17 protein-coding genes and 1 pseudogene are annotated in these 16781 nt (G+C 71.5%); 10 read left to right on the top strand and 8 right to left on the bottom strand.

Annotated features, from left to right (window positions below; all coding sequences use genetic code 11):
• Positions 1-36 precede the first annotated feature (36 nt).
• Complete coding sequence (locus HNR73_RS38355; RefSeq protein WP_203686955.1) at positions 37-864, top strand: MOSC domain-containing protein; 828 nt, start codon at positions 37-39, stop codon at positions 862-864.
• On the opposite strand, the gene HNR73_RS38360 is transcribed toward HNR73_RS38355, so the two are convergent.
• Positions 857-1396, bottom strand: a complete 540-nt coding sequence (locus HNR73_RS38360; RefSeq protein WP_184793002.1) for a TetR/AcrR family transcriptional regulator — start codon at positions 1394-1396, stop codon at positions 857-859. The genes HNR73_RS38355 and HNR73_RS38360 overlap by 8 nt on opposite strands.
• A gap of 77 nt (positions 1397-1473) precedes the next feature.
• Here HNR73_RS38360 and HNR73_RS38365 point away from each other — a divergent pair, with 77 nt between their 5' ends.
• Positions 1474-2373, top strand: a complete 900-nt coding sequence (locus tag HNR73_RS38365; protein ID WP_184793003.1) for an oxidoreductase — start codon at positions 1474-1476, stop codon at positions 2371-2373.
• A 66-nt stretch (positions 2374-2439) separates the two neighbouring features.
• On the opposite strand, the gene HNR73_RS38370 is transcribed toward HNR73_RS38365, so the two are convergent.
• Complete coding sequence (locus HNR73_RS38370) at positions 2440-4071, bottom strand: acyl-CoA dehydrogenase family protein (RefSeq protein ID WP_184793004.1); 1632 nt, start codon at positions 4069-4071, stop codon at positions 2440-2442.
• Between the two features lie 216 nt (positions 4072-4287).
• On the opposite strand from HNR73_RS38370, the gene HNR73_RS38375 reads away from it, so the two are divergent.
• Positions 4288-4734, top strand: a complete 447-nt coding sequence (locus HNR73_RS38375) for a pyridoxamine 5'-phosphate oxidase family protein (RefSeq protein WP_184793005.1) — start codon at positions 4288-4290, stop codon at positions 4732-4734.
• Here HNR73_RS38375 and HNR73_RS38380 read toward each other — a convergent pair.
• A complete protein-coding gene (locus HNR73_RS38380; protein ID WP_239122386.1) occupies positions 4683-5372 on the bottom strand; it encodes a cyclase family protein in 690 nt (229 codons plus the stop codon). The two genes, HNR73_RS38375 and HNR73_RS38380, sit on opposite strands and share 52 nt — an antisense overlap.
• Positions 5372-6754 carry a replicative DNA helicase gene (gene dnaB / locus HNR73_RS38385; protein WP_184793006.1) on the bottom strand — a complete coding sequence of 461 codons (1383 nt, stop codon included), beginning with the start codon at positions 6752-6754 and terminating at the stop codon, positions 5372-5374. Before dnaB ends, HNR73_RS38380 begins: the two co-directional genes overlap by 1 nt.
• Positions 6755-7104: 350 nt before the next feature.
• Here dnaB and HNR73_RS38390 point away from each other — a divergent pair, with 350 nt between their 5' ends.
• The 3 genes from HNR73_RS38390 to HNR73_RS38400 all read left to right on the top strand — a co-directional run bounded on the left by HNR73_RS38390 (position 7105) and on the right by HNR73_RS38400 (position 10486).
• Positions 7105-7677 (top strand): TetR/AcrR family transcriptional regulator, encoded by a 573-nt coding sequence (locus HNR73_RS38390; RefSeq protein ID WP_184793007.1) that lies wholly within the window; start codon positions 7105-7107, stop codon positions 7675-7677.
• Between the two features lie 75 nt (positions 7678-7752).
• Positions 7753-8943 (top strand): Cmx/CmrA family chloramphenicol efflux MFS transporter, encoded by a 1191-nt coding sequence (locus HNR73_RS38395; RefSeq protein WP_203686953.1) that lies wholly within the window; start codon positions 7753-7755, stop codon positions 8941-8943.
• Positions 8944-9058: 115 nt separating this feature from the next.
• Complete coding sequence (locus HNR73_RS38400; RefSeq protein ID WP_184793008.1) at positions 9059-10486, top strand: vWA domain-containing protein; 1428 nt, start codon at positions 9059-9061, stop codon at positions 10484-10486.
• Here HNR73_RS38400 and HNR73_RS38405 read toward each other — a convergent pair.
• Positions 10483-11067, bottom strand: coding sequence for a TetR family transcriptional regulator (locus tag HNR73_RS38405; RefSeq protein ID WP_184793009.1), 585 nt, complete (start codon positions 11065-11067; stop codon positions 10483-10485). The genes HNR73_RS38400 and HNR73_RS38405 overlap by 4 nt on opposite strands.
• Positions 11068-11147: 80 nt before the next feature.
• Here HNR73_RS38405 and HNR73_RS38410 point away from each other — a divergent pair.
• Together HNR73_RS38410 and HNR73_RS38415 are read left to right on the top strand one after the other, a co-directional pair.
• Positions 11148-11868: pseudogene (locus HNR73_RS38410) on the top strand (SDR family NAD(P)-dependent oxidoreductase).
• A gap of 307 nt (positions 11869-12175) precedes the next feature.
• Entirely contained in the window at positions 12176-12913 is a 738-nt protein-coding gene (locus HNR73_RS38415) for a hypothetical protein (RefSeq protein WP_184793010.1), read from the top strand.
• 4 nt (positions 12914-12917) lie between these two features.
• On the opposite strand, the gene HNR73_RS38420 is transcribed toward HNR73_RS38415, so the two are convergent.
• On the bottom strand, positions 12918-14045 hold the full coding sequence (locus tag HNR73_RS38420; protein WP_184793011.1) for an epoxide hydrolase family protein: 1128 nt from the start codon (positions 14043-14045) through the stop codon (positions 12918-12920).
• Between the two features lie 62 nt (positions 14046-14107).
• Between HNR73_RS38420 and HNR73_RS38425 the strand changes: the two genes are divergently transcribed.
• Positions 14108-15061, top strand: coding sequence for a helix-turn-helix transcriptional regulator (locus tag HNR73_RS38425; RefSeq protein ID WP_184793012.1), 954 nt, complete (start codon positions 14108-14110; stop codon positions 15059-15061).
• Positions 15062-15070: 9 nt separating this feature from the next.
• Positions 15071-15538 (top strand): GNAT family N-acetyltransferase, encoded by a 468-nt coding sequence (locus tag HNR73_RS38430; protein WP_184793013.1) that lies wholly within the window; start codon positions 15071-15073, stop codon positions 15536-15538.
• Between the two features lie 9 nt (positions 15539-15547).
• On the opposite strand, the gene HNR73_RS38435 is transcribed toward HNR73_RS38430, so the two are convergent.
• Together HNR73_RS38435 and moaA are read right to left on the bottom strand one after the other, a co-directional pair.
• Entirely contained in the window at positions 15548-15781 is a 234-nt protein-coding gene (locus HNR73_RS38435) for a MoaD/ThiS family protein (protein ID WP_184793014.1), read from the bottom strand.
• 7 nt (positions 15782-15788) lie between these two features.
• A complete protein-coding gene (gene moaA, locus HNR73_RS38440; RefSeq protein WP_184793015.1) occupies positions 15789-16781 on the bottom strand; it encodes a GTP 3',8-cyclase MoaA in 993 nt (330 codons plus the stop codon).

The following is a 16781-nucleotide window of genomic DNA, read 5'->3' on the forward strand; positions in this document are numbered from 1 at the left end:
GGTCAGGTTAGCGCGGGTTCCTGGCACCATTGCCCCGTGAAACTCGCCGCTCTGCGTCGTTACCCCGTCAAGTCGCTTCTCGGCGAGTCCCTTTCCGCCGCCGTGCTCGGTGAGGGTGGGGTGGCCGGTGATCGACGGTTCGCCCTGGTCGACGGGGAGACCGGTCTCGTCGCCAGTGCGAAGCAGCCGCGGTTGTGGCGGGAGTTGTTGTCGGCGTCGGCGGTCGTGGTCGGTGGTGACCGTGTGCGCGTCTCGTTCTCCGACGGGCGTGTCGTGGTGGGGCCCTCGGCGGGGTTGGACGCGGCGCTTTCGGAGCTGACCGGGCGGAATGTGCGCCTGACCGATGTGGTGCCGGAGGGGGCGTCCTTGCATCGTTCGGTGCCCGAGGAGGTCCTGGAACTCGGGGTGGAGGCCGAGGTCGACGCCACGGTCAGCACCCTCGGCGCGATCCTGCCCGGCACGTTCTTCGACTTCGCGCCGATTCACCTGATCACGACGGGGACCCTGGCGGCGATCGGTGGGCGTTCGTCGCGGGGGATGGTCGAGGTCGAGCGGTATCGACCTAATCTTGTGATCGACACAGGAAACGGGTCCGGGTTCGCCGAGGACGCGTGGGTGGGGCGGACGGTCGTGCTCGGCGGGCGGGCGCGGCTGCGGGTTCTGCTGCCCAGTCCTCGTTGTGCCATCCCGACGCTCGCGCATGGTGGGCTGCCCGGCGACCGCGACGCCCTGCGGGTCCTGGCCGAGCATCACCGGGTCACGATCCCGGACTTCGGGACGTTCCCGACGGCGGGTGTCTACGCCGTGGTCGAGAGTGGCGGTGAGGTGGCCGTCGGCGACACCGTCGACGTCGACGTCAGCTGACCAGGCCGCGCCAGACGAGGGCGACCCAGCGTTCGCGTGCGGGCGCGTCGACTTCCGGACCCGGCATCGTCGCCATGAGCAGCCCGAGGTCGTCGACGCTCACGTCCCGGCGGAGGCCGCCTTCGTCGTGGGCGGCGTCGACGAGCGTCGACAGCAGCCGCCGTGCGGGAATCTCCAGCGCCACGGGACGGTAGGCGCCGAGTCCCGCCGCGACCTGTCGCAGTGTGCGGTCGTGGGCGCCGTCGACGCCCACGTAGGCGAACAGTCCCGCGACCTCCGCGACCGCGTGGCTCTCGCCCGTCTCGACGCGCGTGACGGCGGCCTCCAGCCGCGCCACGATCTGCGCCGAGGTCTCGGCCATCACCGCGCCCACGAGTGCCGTCTTCGTCGGGAAGTGCCGGTACAGCGTCCCCACGGCGACGCCGGCGGCGGCGGCGATCTCGTCCATCCCGGTCTCCGGCCCGTCGGTGGTGACGAGCAGGCGGGCCGCGTTCAGGATCGCGGTCCGGTTGCGCAGGGCGTCGGCGCGCACTGGTGGGCTCCTCTCGACAAAAAATGAACCGTGGTTCACTATAGATGATGAACCGACGTTCATGTTAGGAGTCGACCATGCCCCACTGGACCGCCGCCGACATCCCCGACCAGCACGGACGCGTCGCACTCGTCACCGGTGCCAACTCCGGCATCGGCTACGAGACCGCCCGCGCACTCGCTCGACGAGGCGCCCGAGTCGTCCTCGCCTGCCGCGACACCGCCAAAGCCGAACGGGCCGCACACGCCATCGGCGTTTCCACCGTCGAGACGCTCCGGCTCGACCTCGCCGACCCCGCGTCGATCCGCGCGGCGGCCGGTGAGCTCGCCGGCCGTCACCCGCGTCTCGACCTGCTCGTCAACAACGCCGGCGTCACCGGCCTCAAAGGCCGCACGGCACAAGGCCACGAGATCCAGCTCGCCGTCAACCACCTCGGCCACTTCGCCCTCACCGGCCTGCTCCTTCCCCTCCTGCTGGCGACCGAGGCGTCCCGTGTCGTCACCGTCGCCAGCATCGCCCACCGCTTCGGCGACACCACCGACCTCACCGGCGACCGCGGCGCCTACGCCCGCGCCAAACTCGCCAACCTCCAGTTCACCGGCGCCCTCAGTCGACGCCTCACCGCCGCCGACGCCACCACGACCGCGCTCGCCGCCCACCCCGGCGGCGCGGCCACGGCCGTCTTCCGGCACGGCAACCCGCTCGTCAGGGCCGTCAATCTATGCGTGGCCAGGGCATTCGGCCGCACGCCGGAGATGGGTGCCCTCCCGACCTTGCGCGCGGCGACCGATCCCGCCGCTCGCGGCGGCGAGTACTACGGCCCGACCGGACTGTTCGAGATCGCCGGATACCCCGGGATCGTGACCGCCTCCCGGAAAGCGAACGACCGCGCCGCACAGGAGTCCCTGTGGGCGCGGTCTGCGGAGCTGACCGGCGTTGCTCACGTGTTCACGGCGGCGGGGAGTGCCGGGCGGTGAACACGGTGGTTTCGGTTCCGGCGGGCGGGTCGCGATCCACGGAACCGGCCGGCGTCACCCGTACGTTCACACCGGCGGGGCGTGCCGGGCGATGATCGCGGCGGTGTCGGTACCGGTGGGCAGATCGCCGTAGTTCAGGCCGCGGTCACCGTCCAGCCGGGACGCGACGAAGGCCTCGAAGACCGCCGCCGGGGAGTGCCTCGCCAGCAGGGATCCCTGTAGTGCCAGGGCGAGGTCCTCGGTCAGGCGGCGGGCGCGCGAGGCGTCGACGCCGTCGGCGAGGGTCTTCTTGGTGCGCGCGACGTGGGCGTCGAGGACGGGGTGCGACCCGGCGGCGCGGTCGACCTCGGCGAAGTAGGCCTCGGCCGACTCCGGCGAGGTCGACAGGGCGCGCAGCACGTCGAGCGCGATCACGTTGCCCGAGCCCTCCCAGATCGACAGCAGCGGCTGCTCGCGGTAGCGGCGGGCCAGCGGAGCCTCTTCGACGTATCCGTTGCCGCCCAGGCATTCCAGCGCCTCGGCGGCGTGCGCGGGACCGCGCTTGCACACCCAGTACTTCGCCACGGCCCCGGCGAGGCGCCGGAACAGGGCGTCGGCGGGGTCGTCGTAGGCGGCCGCGAGGCGCATGCCGGTGACGACCGCCGCCTCGTACTCGACGCACAGATCGGCCAGGACGTTGGCCATCAGGGGCTGGTCGACGAGTTCGGCGCCGAAGGCCGACCGGTGCGACGCGTGCCAGAGCGCCTCCACAGTGGACTGACGCATGCCGGCCGTCGTGCCGAGGACGCAGTCGACGCGGGTGTGCCCGACCATCTCGATGATGGTCCGCACGCCACGGCCCTCCTCACCGACCAGGTGGGCGAGGGCACCGTCGTACTCGACCTCGGAGGAGGCGTTCGAATGGTTGCCCAGCTTGTCCTTCAGCCGCTGGAAGCGGATCGCGTTGAGCGTCCCGTCGGGCAGCACCCGGGGCAGCAGGAAACACGACAGGGCGTCCTTGCCCGCCGGGCCCGCGGTCTGCGCCAGCACCAGGAACGCGTCACTCATCGGCGCCGAACAGAACCACTTGTGCCCGGTGATCGCGTACATGTCACCGGCCGGGACGGCCCGGGTGGTGTTGGCGCGGACGTCGGAGCCGCCCTGCTTCTCGGTCATCGCCATGCCGAGGATCAGGCCGCGCTTGTCCTGCGGAGCCCGCAGCCCGAAGTCGTACTCGGTGGACGTGATCCGCGGTTCCCACTGCTCGGCGAGTGCCGGGTTCGCCCGCAGGGTCGGGATCGAGGCGTAGGTCATCGAGATCGGGCAGCCGTGGCCGGGCTCGACCTGCGAGGTGAGCATGAACAGCGCGGCCCGGGCGGCATGGGCGCCACGGGCGGATCCCTGCCAGGGCAGGGAATGCAGGCCGTTGCGCACCGAGAGGCCCATCCAGTCGTGCCAGGCCGGGTGGAAGTCGACCACGTCGGCGCGGTTTCCGTAGCGGTCGTGGGTGCGCAGGACGGGCGGATGGCGCTCGGCGTCCTCGGCCTTGCGCGCCCACTCGGCACTGCCCACCGTGGATCCGAGTTTCCCGGCGTGACCGGCGATCCAGCCCGCTCCCGACCATCCCAGCGCGTCGCGGAGGGGCGCGTTGTCGTTGAAAACGTTGCGATCGGTGTACGGCGGTGGCTGGTTGAGAACTTCGTGCGTCGTCGTCGACATCGTCGTCAAAACCTCCTGGTGTCGATGATGTCCTATGAGACGAAAGTGCCGATCCGCTAGGGCCGATCGACTCTTGGCACGGTGCTGAACAGGACACACGCTTGAGTCCCCGAGGGCGGCCGACAGCGCGACAGGGGGCGGACTTGGGTGAGCGAGTGCCGCAGGGTGTGGGTGTGTCACAGGAAAGGGAACAACATGCTGCTGCAACCTCGAAAGTTGCACGATCTGCCAACGGAGGAGGCGCTGCGCAGAGTCGCGAGCGTTTCGCTTGGCCGGCTGGTGTACTTCGCGCGAGCTCTGCCGGCCGTGTGGCCGACGACCCATCTCGTCGACGGGGAGCTCATCGTCGTCCTCGCGCACCGCGATTCCGCTCTCTGCCGGGGGCTGCGCGGTTCGACGATCGGGGAGTACGTGATCGCGTATGAGGTGGACATCTTCAACGGGCACCTGCACACCGGTTGGTGCGTTGTGGTCACGGGCCCGGTGAGGTTCATCAACGAGGAGGAGGTCGAGAACCGCGTCGACCTCGATGCCCTGCGCTCGCGGATTCCGGACTGGGCCGACGCCGAGGACATCGCGCTGCTCGGCATCCGCGCCGAGGTCGTCACCGGTTACGAGCTGGGCACCGACTCCGACGTCGGCGAGCTCACGAGCACGGCGTAGGCGCGCACCGGGCTGGTCCCCATGCCCGCGACGGCGAGTGGGGCGGCGTGGAAACGCCAGTGGCGCAGGTCGTGCGGGAGGCGGTCGAGTCCCCGCAGGTGTTCGACGACGACCACGCCCCGGCCGAGCAGGACGGTGTGCGCGGGCCGTTCCGGGTCGGTCGTGTCGTCCACATTGGACGCGTCGAAGCCGACGAGGACGGCGCCGTTGTCGGCGAGGTAGTGGGCACCGTCGCGCGTGATGTGCGGGTGGCCGACGGCGTAGGCGGCGGTCCCCCAGTGCCGGTCCCAGCCGGTCTGGAACAGCACGGCCTTGCCTTCGACGTCGCGGCCTTCCAGCGTCGAGGCGTCGACGGGGCCCCCGGCGGTGATCAGCTCGATCGGCAGGTCCACAGTGGACGCCAGCGGCAGGCCGGACAGGTCGACGCCGTCGGGGTAGCGGTGGAACGGGCTGTCGAGGTAGGTACCGGTCTGGCTGATCATGTCGAAGTGCCCGAACTGGAACGACGTCCCGGGCGCGTAGTTCGGCGCCGATTCGGCGTGCGAGCGGAACTGGCCGATCTTCGGGCCGGGCAGGCCGGGGACGGTGACCATGCCGTCGGTGATCGGGTGGCTGAGGTCCACGACGCTGCGCATCATCAGCCGATCGCCATGTCCACGAAACGCGACAGGTGCAGCTGCGCGGCGACGGTGATGGTGTCGGTGGGGCCGTTACGGTGCTTGGCGACGATGAAGTCGGCCTCGCCCGCGCGGGGGGATTCCTTGTCGTAGTAGTCCTCGCGGTGCAACAAGATCACGACGTCCGCATCCTGCTCCAAAGATCCACTTTCGCGAAGGTCCGACAGCTGCGGCCGCTTGTCCGTCCGCTGCTCGGGTCCACGGTTCAGCTGCGCGACGGCGATCACCGGGCATTCGAGCTCCTTGGCGAGGAGCTTGAGGCCACGCGACAGCTCGGAGACCTCCTGCTGCCTGCTCTCCACGCGCTTCGGTGAGCTCATGAGCTGAAGGTAGTCGACGATGATCAGTTTGAGGTCCTGACGCTGTTTGAGCCTTCGGGCCTTCGCGCGGATCTCCATCAGGTTCATCGACGGGCTGTCGTCGACGAACAGGGGCGCCTCGCTGATCTCGCCCATGCGGCGGGCGAGTTTGGTCCAGTCGTCGTCGGAGAGGTCGCCGGAGCGCAGGACGTGCAGGGGCACGCGCGTTTCGGCCGACAGCAGTCGCATGACGATCTCGACCTTGCTCATCTCCAGGCTGAAGATGGCCGAGGCCAGGTTGTGGTGCAGCGAGGCCGAGCGCATGAAGTCCATGGCGGCCGTCGACTTGCCGGCACCGGGGCGCCCGGCGACGATGACGAGCTGGCCGGGGTGGAGGCCGTTGATGAGGCGGTCGAGGTCGGTGAAGCCCGTCGGCACGCCCGCCATGGTGCCGCGCGAGCCGATCGCCTCGATCTCGTCGAGCGTGGGCTGGAGCAGCTCGGCGAGGACGGAGTAGTCCTCGTTGACGCGTCGCTCGGTGACGTCGTAGACGGCCTGCTGGGCGAGGTCGACGAGGTCGTCGATGTCGCGGCCCTGGCCGTTGGCGGAGCCGTAGCCGAGCTGCACGATGCGCGTGCCGGCCTCGATGAGGCGGCGCAGGGTGGCGCGCTCATTGACGATGCGCGCGTAGTAGGCGGCGTTGGCGGCCGTCGGCACCGAGGAGATGAGCGTGTGCAGGTAGGGCGCGCCGCCGATCTTGCCGATCTCGCCGGAGTCGGTGAGGGCGGCGGCGACGGTGACGGGGTCGGCGGGTTCGCCGCGGCCGTACATGTCGCAGATGACGTCGTAGATGAGGGCGTGGGCAGGCCGGTAGAAGTCGTTGGTCGTGATGATCTCGACGACGTCGGCGATGGCGTCCTTCGACAGGAGCATCCCGCCGAGGACGCACTGCTCGGCCGCGATGTCCTGCGGTGGTGTGCGCTCGTACCCGCCGTACTCGTCGGGCGGTGCGCCTTCGACGGACCGTTCGTCGGTCAGTGCCACGTCGACGCCTCCCGTCTGTGTTCCGCCCCTGTCACCCGGTGTACGCCGCTCGTACGACAAGTTTCCGGGCAGGACATTGCACTGTACGAGCCATGGTCCGCGCCCTCAAATCGGACAGTGGACGAAGCTGTGGACCATCCTGTGGATAACCGCGTGGATGTTGTGCACAGACCTGTGGACAAGTTGTGGACAAACACTGTGGACGGTCCATTTCAGGCGGTTGAGCTGCGCTTTCTTCGTCCACCGGTTGTGGATGAAGAAAGTCGGCGACGTTGGCACACCTTGGGCGTGTCGCGCCCCACCCGGAGCGTATTGGACCGCGCGATTCAAAACCTGGTAGCGTCCGCGGCATGGGCAGGCCACGGCAGTTCAGTGAGGAGCGGGCGGTCGACGCCGCCATGCGCGTCTTCTGGTCGCAGGGTTACGAGGCGACCTCGACGCAGGACCTGTGCGCGGCCACTGGCCTGGGCCGCTCCTCCATCTACAACACCTTCCGCAGCAAACACGACCTGTTCACGCGCTCGCTGGAGCACTACTTCGCGATCACCTCGGCGACCCTCGACGAGATCGTCGCGAGCGGGGGCTCGGCGTCGGCGCGGTTGCGGCGGCTGCTCGACATCACCGTCGAGGAGGCCGCCGGGCAGGGCCGCGACGGCTGCTTCGCGGTCAACTGCACCGTCGAGCTCGGCCCGCGCGACGAGGCGGTCGACGCGATGCTCAACCGGGAGCGGGACCGGCGGATCGACGTCCTCGGCGACCTGGTCCGCGAAGGGCAGCGCGACGGGGAGTTTCCCGGCGCGGATCCGCTCGCCGTGGCCAACTACCTGATGTCGGTGATCGGCGGGATCCGGATCTCGGCCCGCTCGGGCGCCGCCGGCCCGGTGCTCCAGGGCATCGCCGACGTCGCCAAGGCCGCCTTGTAGGTCAGCTCCCCCCGCGTGGTGTTCCCCGGCCTGCCCAAGTTTTGTACCGATCAATCTAAAATCTTGAGGAAACCCATGACGACCAGCAGAAAGATCCCCCTGTCGGTGTACGTCCTCGGGCTGGCGATCTTCGCCCAGGGCACCTCCGAGCTGATGCTGTCCGGACTGCTCCCCGCCGTCGCCGACGACCTCGGCGTGTCCATCCCCGACGCGGGCCTGCTCACCTCCGGCTTCGCCCTCGGCATGCTCGTCGGTGCGCCCATCCTGGCCGTGGCGACACTGCGCCTGCCCAGGCGGGCGACCATGCTCGGTTTCCTCGGCGTGTTCGCGCTGACCCACGTCCTGTCGGCCCTCGCGCCCGACTACGGCGTCCTGCTCGGCCTGCGCGTCCTCGGCGCCGTCGCCTACGCCGGTTTCTGGGGCGTGGCGGCCGTGACGACACTGCGGCTCGTCCCCGGCGACGCCAAGGGCAAGGCCATGGCCGTCGTGACCGGCGGCCTGACCATCGCCACCATCATCGGGGTCCCCGCCGGCACCCTCATCGGGCAACAGGTCGGCTGGCGGGCGGCGTTCTGGGCGGTCGCCGGGCTCTCGGCACTCTCGGCGATCCTCATCGTCGCGACCATCCCCGCCCACGTCGGCACCCGGGAAACCCCGAGCCTGCGGGCCGAACTGCGGGTCTTCGCCAACCGCCGCCTCTGGCTCGCCTACGTTGCCACCGCCATGTCCGCCGGGTCGGTCACCGCGCTGTTCACCTACCTCGGCGCCATGCTCATCGACCGCACCGGCGTCGGCGAGGCCTGGGTCCCCGTCGTCCTGCTCCTCTTCGGGCTCGGCTCCCTCGCCGGCATCAGCCTCGGTGGCCGCTACGCCGACCGTGCCGCCTTCGCCACCCTCAACCTCGGCTTCACCGGGGTCGCCATCGTCGCCGTCGGCATCTTCCTCGCCGCGGGAAACCCCGCGGTCACGGTCATCCTCGTGGTTGCCCTCGGGCTCCTCGGCTTCATGACGAACCCCGCGGTCAACGTCCGCGTCTTCACCCTCGCCGGCGACGCCCCCACCCTCGCCGGAGCCGCCAACATCTCCGCCTTCAACGTCGGCATCACCCTCGGCCCGTGGCTCGCCGGGCTGCTCATCGACGGCGGATACGGCCTCGCCTCGCCAGCCCTGGTGACCGCCGCGCTCGCCCTCGTCGGCATCGGGACGGTCGCGTGGTCGCGCTCGCTGCGGCACCACGACCCCGTGCCGGTGATGGCGGCCGTGTAACGGGGAGGCCACCTCGGGTCACGGCTGCGACTCAGCTCGGCAACGGCCGGAACCCGCTCGGCCGATGGCGGGTCGCATCCGGGAAGTCCATCGTGGACCAAGGAGGGTGCCCGCCATGTCCCGACTCCCCGTCATCAGGCTCATCGCCGCCGCCGGAGCCGCGCTCGTCTTTCTCGCGGGCTGCTCCGGCGGCGGCTCCGAACAGTCCGACTCCGCGCCGAACACGGCCACCGGTGAGGACGACGAGTCCACGTTCGCCATCGACATCGACACGGCCTCCTACGACTACGCCGCCCGGCAGCTGGAGGCGAACACGCTCCCGTCGGGCGAGCAGATCCGGCCCGAGGAGTTTGTCAACGCCTTCACGCAGGACTATCCCGAACCGCCCGGCGACGGCATCGGCGTCGTCGCCGACGGCACGCGCCCGCCGGTCTGGTACGACGGCGCCGCCGGCGCGCGGCTCATGCGCATCGGGCTGAGCACCAAGCCCGAGCCCGAGGGCGAGCGCCCGCCGGCGGCGCTGACCTTCGTGATCGACGTGTCGGGTTCGATGGCCGATCCGGGGAAACTCGACCTGGTCAAGGCCGCGCTGCATCACCTGATCGATCAACTGGCGGAGTCCGACGCGGTCGCGATCGTGGCCTATTCGGAGACGGCGGAGGTGCTGCGGGAGATGACGCCGGTGTCGGACCGGGAGGCGCTGCACGCCGCGGTCGACGCGTTGTCGACGGAGAGCGCGACGGATCTGGAGGAGGGCCTCGTCAGCGGCTATGAGGTCGCGGGCAAGGGTTTCCGGGCGGGGTCGACGAACCGGGTGATCCTGCTGTCGGACGGGCTGGCCAACACCGGTTCGACGACCGCGGACGCGATTTTGGGCAGTGTCGCCGAGAAGGCCGCCGAGGGGATCGCGTTGTTGTGCGTTGGGGTGGGCGCCGAGTACGGGGACGCGCTGATGGAGCAACTGGCCGACAACGGTGACGGGTTCGCGGTGTACGTGTCGAAGGAGGAGCAGGCGAAGGAGCTGTTCGTGTCGCGGCTGCCGGCGACGTTGACGGTGCGGGCGCGCGACGCGAAGGTACAGGTCAGCTTCGATACCGAGAACGTGGTGTCGTACCGGCTGCTCGGTTTCGAGAACCGGGAGATCGCCGACGAGGACTTCCGCGACGACTCCGTCGACGGCGGTGAGATGGGTCCGGGGCACACGGTGACGGCGCTGTACGAGGTCGTGCTGAAGGAGGGCGCGTCGGGTTCGGTGGCGACGGCGAACGTGCGGTGGCTGGCGCCGGCCGACCTCGGGTCGGAGGAGGCGGTGCGGACCGTCGCGGTCGCCGATCTCGACCGGGAGTGGCTCGCGGCGGCGCCGAAGCTGCGGGTTTCCCTCCTGGCGGGGGCCTTCGCGCGGGTGCTGCGGGGTGACGGCGACCGGGCGTGGCTGCCGTCGCTTGAGGAGGAGGCCGGGGCGATGTTCGCGGCGACGAAGGACGCCGACGTGCAGCGGCTGGAGCGGCTGATCGTGAAGGCGCGGGAGTTGATGGACTCCTAGCGCAGGCCGTCGAGGAGTTCGTCGAAGCCGGATGTGACCCGCTCGGTGGTCCAGCCGCCTTCGCGTGTCCGGTGCGCGAAGAGCGGCGCGGCCGTCGGGGCGAGGAGGGCGTCGGCGAGGAAACCCGCGTCGGCGCCCGGTGCGGCTTCGGTGATGAGCATGGACAGGTGGGCGTGGTAGGCGGCGTAGGCGCCGCCGAAGCGCGCGGAGGGGGTCGCCGTCTCGGCCATGAGGAGCAGGTCGAGTTGTTCGGCGGTGCGGTCGACGAGGGCGTGCAGGAACGCGCGGACGCGGTCGCGGGCGGGGGCGCCGGGGCCCAGGGGCGGCGGGCCTTCGAGGAAGGCTGCCTGGAAGTGGCGTTCACGGCCGTCGATGAGGGCGTAGGCGAGGCCGGAGCGGTCGCCGAAGCGGCGGTAGAGGGTGCCGACGCCGACTCCGGCGGCGGCGGCGACGTCGGCCATGGCGAGGCCGTCGACACCGCGGGCGCGGACGATCTCCCCGGCGGCGGCGAGGATCTTGGCGCGGTTGCGGGCGGCGTCGGGGCGTTCGGGCCGCTGTTCTCGCTGAGTGACGGCGTTCACGCGCTCAGGATACGCCGAGGGCTAGTTTCCGGAACGCGTTCCGCTTAAGCTGAAGCGGAATCCGTTCCGATTGGAGTCCCATGGTCGCCCTCATCACCGGTGGAAGCCGCGGCATCGGCGCCGCCATCGCCCGCCGACTCGCCCACGACGGCGCCGACGTCGTCATCACCTACGCCGCCGCGAAAGACCGCGCCGAGGCCCTCGCCGCGTCCCTCCGCGACGGCGGCGCCCGCGCCCTCGCCCTGCGCGCCGAAGCCGCCGACGCCGGTGACCTGCGCGCGGTCGTCGACCGCACGGTCGCCGAGTTCGCGCGTCGACGTCCTCGTCGGCAACGCCGGCATCGCGCCGTTCGGCCCGCTCGCCGACGTGACCCTCGACGAGGTCGACCGCACCCTCGCGATCCACGCCCGCGCATCCTTCCTGCTCGCGCAGGCCGCCGCGCCGCACATGCCCGACGGCGGGCGGATCGTGTTCATCGGGAGCAGCCTCGCCGAACGCGTGCCCTACCCGGGCTGGTCGCTGTACGCGATGAGCAAGTCGGCGCTCGTCGGGCTCACCAAGGGCCTCGCGCGCGACCTCGGGCCGCGCGGGATCACCGTCAACCTCGTCGCCCCCGGCTCGACCGACACCGAGATGAACCCCGCCGACGGGCCCGACGCCGAAGGTGAACGTGCGTTCACCGCCCTCGGCGCGTACTGCTCACCGGAGGACATCGCGGCGACCGTCGCGCACCTGGCAGGGGAAGGCGGGCGGATGATCACGGGCGCGACGATCGCGGTGGACGCGGGGGTGACGGCGTAGGGGCGGGCTTGCGCGAGGTGGGCGTGGGGCTTGGGGCGGGCCTTCGGGAGACATGAACGCCGCCGGTGGCCTCCCGGCCTCCTCCCTACGCTCGACCGTGGCGCCGCGCGGCGGCCGCGCAGTGGTGTGGGATCAACGCCCCGCCACACCGCCGCCGTGCCCGGGCCCGCGTTTCGAACCCGCTGCCCCGGCCTCGTCGCCCTGCGGGTCGGGCGGCACGCCGCCGCACTGACAGGGGTGACGGCGTGGGGAAGGGCTTGCGCGAGGTGGGGAGACTGGGCCGATCCGCAGATCGGAGCCACCCCACATGTCACCGTCCGACCTGGTCCAGCTCGCCGTTACCTTCGTGGCGTGGGCCGCCGTCGCGGTCCGCGTCGCCGGGCACCTGCGCGGTGGGAAGGCCACGGTGTCGTCGCGGTGGCTCACCGCGGCCCTCGTCGCGATCGCCGTGGCGTTCACCGTCGGCTGGCCGCCGCTGATGAACGCCGTGGCCGGGGACGGGGCCGGCCTCGTCGCCCTGCGGGTCGGGCAGCACGCCGCCGCGCTGGCGGCGGCGACGGCGGCGACCGCGTTCACCGCCTACGCCACCGCGACCCCGGCCCGCGCCAGGCGGTCCGTCGTGCTGCACGGTGGCCTGCTCGGGGTCGCGCTGGCGGTCATGGGGGCCGCGGCGGCGGTCGCGGTGGGGTCCGTCGACGCGGGCGCCGACTGGCTGAACCTGCTCGCGCCGCCCCACGCCGGGACGGCGGGTGTGGCCGCGTACCTGGTCGCGTATGCGGCGGTGCTCGGGTCGTGCCTGGCCGAGGTCGCGCGGCTCTGCCTCCGCCGGCGGGGGCGCGAGACGCGTGCGGCTTCGCGTACCGGGCTGTTGCTGCTCGCGGTGGGGAGCGCCGTGGGGACCGTGTACAGCGCGCACCGGATCCTCGCCGCGCTCGGCCTCGACCTCGGGCCTGCGGGGACGTCGTTCGCGCTGACGGCGGTGGCTTTGCTGCTGGTGGTCGTCGGGGCGAGTGTGGTGGGGGTCGGGGGACAGAAGGGGCGGTAGTCCCCTACTTGAGCCCCGCGAAGAACTCCCGCACGTCCCCCGCCAGCAGCTCCGGCTCCTCCAAGGCGGCGAAGTGGCCGCCGCGGTCGACGTCGGTCCAGCGGACGATCGTGTTCTCCGTCTCGGCGTAGCGCCGGATGGCGACGTCGTGGGCGAGGACGAGCGCCGCCGTGGGGACGCCGGAGTTCATCTTCGGGGGTCCCCAGGGCCCGTTCTGCGCGTAGCCGACGAAGGCGGCCGACCCGGCGGTGCCGGTCGCCCAGTACAGCATCCAGTTCGTCAGCAGCCGGTCGCGGCCGAGGATCTCGTCGGGCACGGTCGCGCGCGGGTGCGTCCACTCCCGGAACTTGTCCATCAGCCACGCCAGCAGCCCGATCGGCGAGTCCACCAGCCCGTAGGCGAGCGCCTGCGGGCGCGTCGACTGGATCGCGATGTACCCGAACTCCTCCTGCATGAAGGCCTCGATGCGCGCGACGCGGTCGCGTTCGACGTCGGTGAGGGAGGCGAGCTCGTCCTCGGGCATCGGCAGGGGCGGCATCGGGCCGGGTCCGCCGTTGGTGTGGACGCCGATGACGCGGCCGGGCGCGATCCGCGCGACCTCCGGCGAGACCGCCCCGCCGATGTCGCCGCCCTGCACGCCGAAGCGCTCGTACCCGAGCCGCTCCATGAGCGTGATCCAGGCGCGGGCGATGCGGTCGGGGGTCCAGCCCGCCTCGCCGACCGGGCCGGAGAACGCGAACCCGGGCAGCGACGGGATGACGAGGTGGAAGTCGTCGCGCAGCAGCGGGATGACGTCGAGGAACTCGACGACCGAACCGGGCCAGCCGTGCGTGAGCAGCAGCGGCGTGGCGTCGGCGCGGGTCGAGCGGACGTGCAGGAAGTGGATGTTCTGCCCGTCGATCTCGGTGGTGAACTGCGGGTGCGCGTTGAGCTCGGCCTCGGCGGCGCGCCAGTCGTAGGAGTGCCGAAGGTACTCGGCGAGGCCGCGCAGCCACGCCACCGGAACGCCGGTATCCCAGTCGTCGCCGGGGAGGGGCGCGGGCCAGGTGGCGGCGTCGAGCTTGGCGTTCAGCTCGTCGAGCCGGGCCTGGGGAACGTCGACGCGGAAGGGGCGGATCTCGGTGTTCGTCATGTGTCCAGCCTAAGGACCTGCTAGGACATATTTTGTCCTAGGTGAGGGGCAGAATGGAACTCATGTGGGACACCTCCGCACGACTCCTCCGCCTCCTCTCCCTCCTCCAGACCCCGCGCGACTGGTCGGGCCCCGAACTCGCCGACCGGCTCGGCGTCGACGGGCGCACCGTCCGCCGCGACATCGACAAGCTGCGCGCCCTCGGCTATCCCGTCCACGCCACGCCCGGCCTGCCCGGTTACCGGCTCGGTGCCGGGGTGAAGATGCCGCCGCTGCTCCTCGACGACGAGGAGGCCGTCGCGGTCACCGTCGGGCTGCGGACCGCCGCCGGTGGCGGCGTCGCGGGCATCGAGGAGGCGTCTTTGCGGGCGTTGCGGAAACTGGAGCAGCTGCTGCCGTCGCGGCTGCGGCATCGCGTCGCCGGGCTCAACGCGGTCACCGTCGCGATGCCCGGCAGCGCCGCCGTCGACCCCGACGTGCTCACCACCGTCGCGGCTGCCGCGCACGCCCACGAGCAGCTACGCTTCGACTACACCGGCCGCGACGGCGCGGCCGCCCGACGGCGCACCGAACCCCACCGGCTCGTCCACTCCGGCCGCCACTGGTACCTGCTCGCCTGGGACCTCGACCGTGACGACTGGCGCAACTTCCGCGTCGACCGGATGACCCCGGTGATCCCGGCGGGCCCGAGGTTCGCGCCGCGCGACCTGCCCGACGACCCCGCCTTCCACGTCTCGCGCGGCATCTCCACCGACGTCTACCGCCACCACGGCGAGTTCCTGCTGCACGTGCCCGTCGCGACCGCCACCGCCGAAATCCCGCCGACCGTCGGGACCCTCGAAGCCGTCGACGGGGAGTCGTGTCTGCTGCGGGCGGGTGCCAACAACCTCGACGAACTGGCCCTCCACGTGCCCATGTTCGGGATCCCGTTCACCGTCCTCGGGCCGCCCGAACTGGTCGAGCGCATGCGCGGGCTGGCCGAAATCATGGCGACGGCCGTGCGGTCCGCGGACTAGCTTTGCCGCATGCCGATCACCGTTCGCCGTCTGACCACCGCCGACCTCGACGTCGCCAGGACGCTCCGGCTCACCGCGCTCAAGGACGCGCCGACGGCCTTCCTGTCGACGTACGAGGGCACGGTCACGCGCACCGACGAGGAGTGGCGCTCCTGGATCGAGGCCGTCACGGTCTTCGCGGCCTTCGTCGACGGGAAACCCGCCGGGATGGTCGGTGCCGTGCGCGACGAACTGGAGGCCGACGTCACCGAGCTGATCTCGATGTGGGTCGCGCCGGAGGCGCGGGGTGCCCGGCTCGCGCAGCGGCTGACGGACGCGGTCGTCGAGCACGCGCGCTCGGTGGGCGACAGGGCCGTGCACCTTGAGGTGGTGTGGGGGAACGACGCGGCGGAGGCGGCGTATCTGCGGTACGGGTTCGCGCACATTCCGGCGCGGAAGGCGGGGCAGCGGGACCGGAGCATGTGGCTGGGGCTTTAGGGGCGGTCCCTAACCTCCCGCGAACGGGGGCAGCACGTCCACGACCGTGCCCTCCGCGAGTGGGCCGCCGCGGGCGACGACTCCGTCCACGAGGAACGACGACACCGACAGCACGCGTGCGAGTTCGCCGCCGAACTTCTCGGCGAGGCCGGCGCGGAGAGTGTCGAGGTCGGCGGCGGCCAGGGTCGTCTCGGGCGTCCCGGCGGCCGCGCGGGCGGCGGCGAAGAAGCGAACGGTCACCACGTCCCCCTCACCCCCCGATCGCCGACATCGGCCGGGGCGGTTGCAGGAAGCTGGGATCGTCGATCCCGTGCCCGGGCTTCTTCGCGAGCATGGCCCCTCTCCACAGCTCGGCGAGTTCCTCGTCGGCCGCGCCCGCGCGCAGGGCCTCCCGCAGGTCCGTCTCGCCGGTCGCGAAGAGGCAGGCGCGCACCTGCCCGTCGGCGGTGAGGCGCGTTCGGTCGCAGTCCCCGCAGAACGGCCTGGTCACCGAGCCGATGACGCCGACGGTCGCGGGCCCCCCGTCGACGAGCCATTCCTCGGCGGGGGCGGCGCCGCGGGGCTTCGCCGACGGAGTGAGCGCGTACTTCGAGCGCAGCGCGGCGAGGATCTCCTCGGCGGTGACCATCTCCTCGCGGCGCCAGCCGTGCTGGGCGTCGAGCGGCATCTGCTCGATGAACCTCAGCCGGTAGTCGCGGTCGAGGGCGAAGGCGAGCAGCTCGACGGCTTCGTCGTCGTTGACTCCGCGCATCAGCACGGTGTTGATCTTGACCGGGGTGAGGCCCGCGTCGGCGGCGGCGGCGAGGCCGTCGAGAGTCTCGGACAACCTGTCACGCAGGGAGAGCTGTTTGAAGCGCTCGGGCCGCAGTGTGTCGAGGGAGACGTTGACGCGGTCGAGGCCGGCGGCCCGCAAGGCGGGGGCGGTCTTGGTCAGCCCGATCCCGTTCGTCGTGATGGATATCTTCGGCCGGGGGTCAAGGCGTGCGGTGCGCTCGACGATGTCGACGAGGCCGGGCCGCAGGAGCGGCTCCCCGCCGGTGAAGCGCACCTCGCGCACCCCCAGCAGCCCGACGGCGACGCCGACGAGCCGCACCACCTCGTCGTCGGTGAGCAGCGCCGGCTTGGGCAGCCAGGCGAGCCCTTCGGCGGGCATGCAGTAGGTGCACCGCAGATTGCACCTGTCGGTGAGCGACACGCGCAGGTCCACCGCGGTGCGACCGTAGCGGTCGGTGAGTCCGGCCAT

Source organism: Phytomonospora endophytica, from assembly GCF_014202425.1.
In the GTDB taxonomy this organism is placed as follows: domain Bacteria; phylum Actinomycetota; class Actinomycetes; order Mycobacteriales; family Micromonosporaceae; genus Phytomonospora; species Phytomonospora endophytica.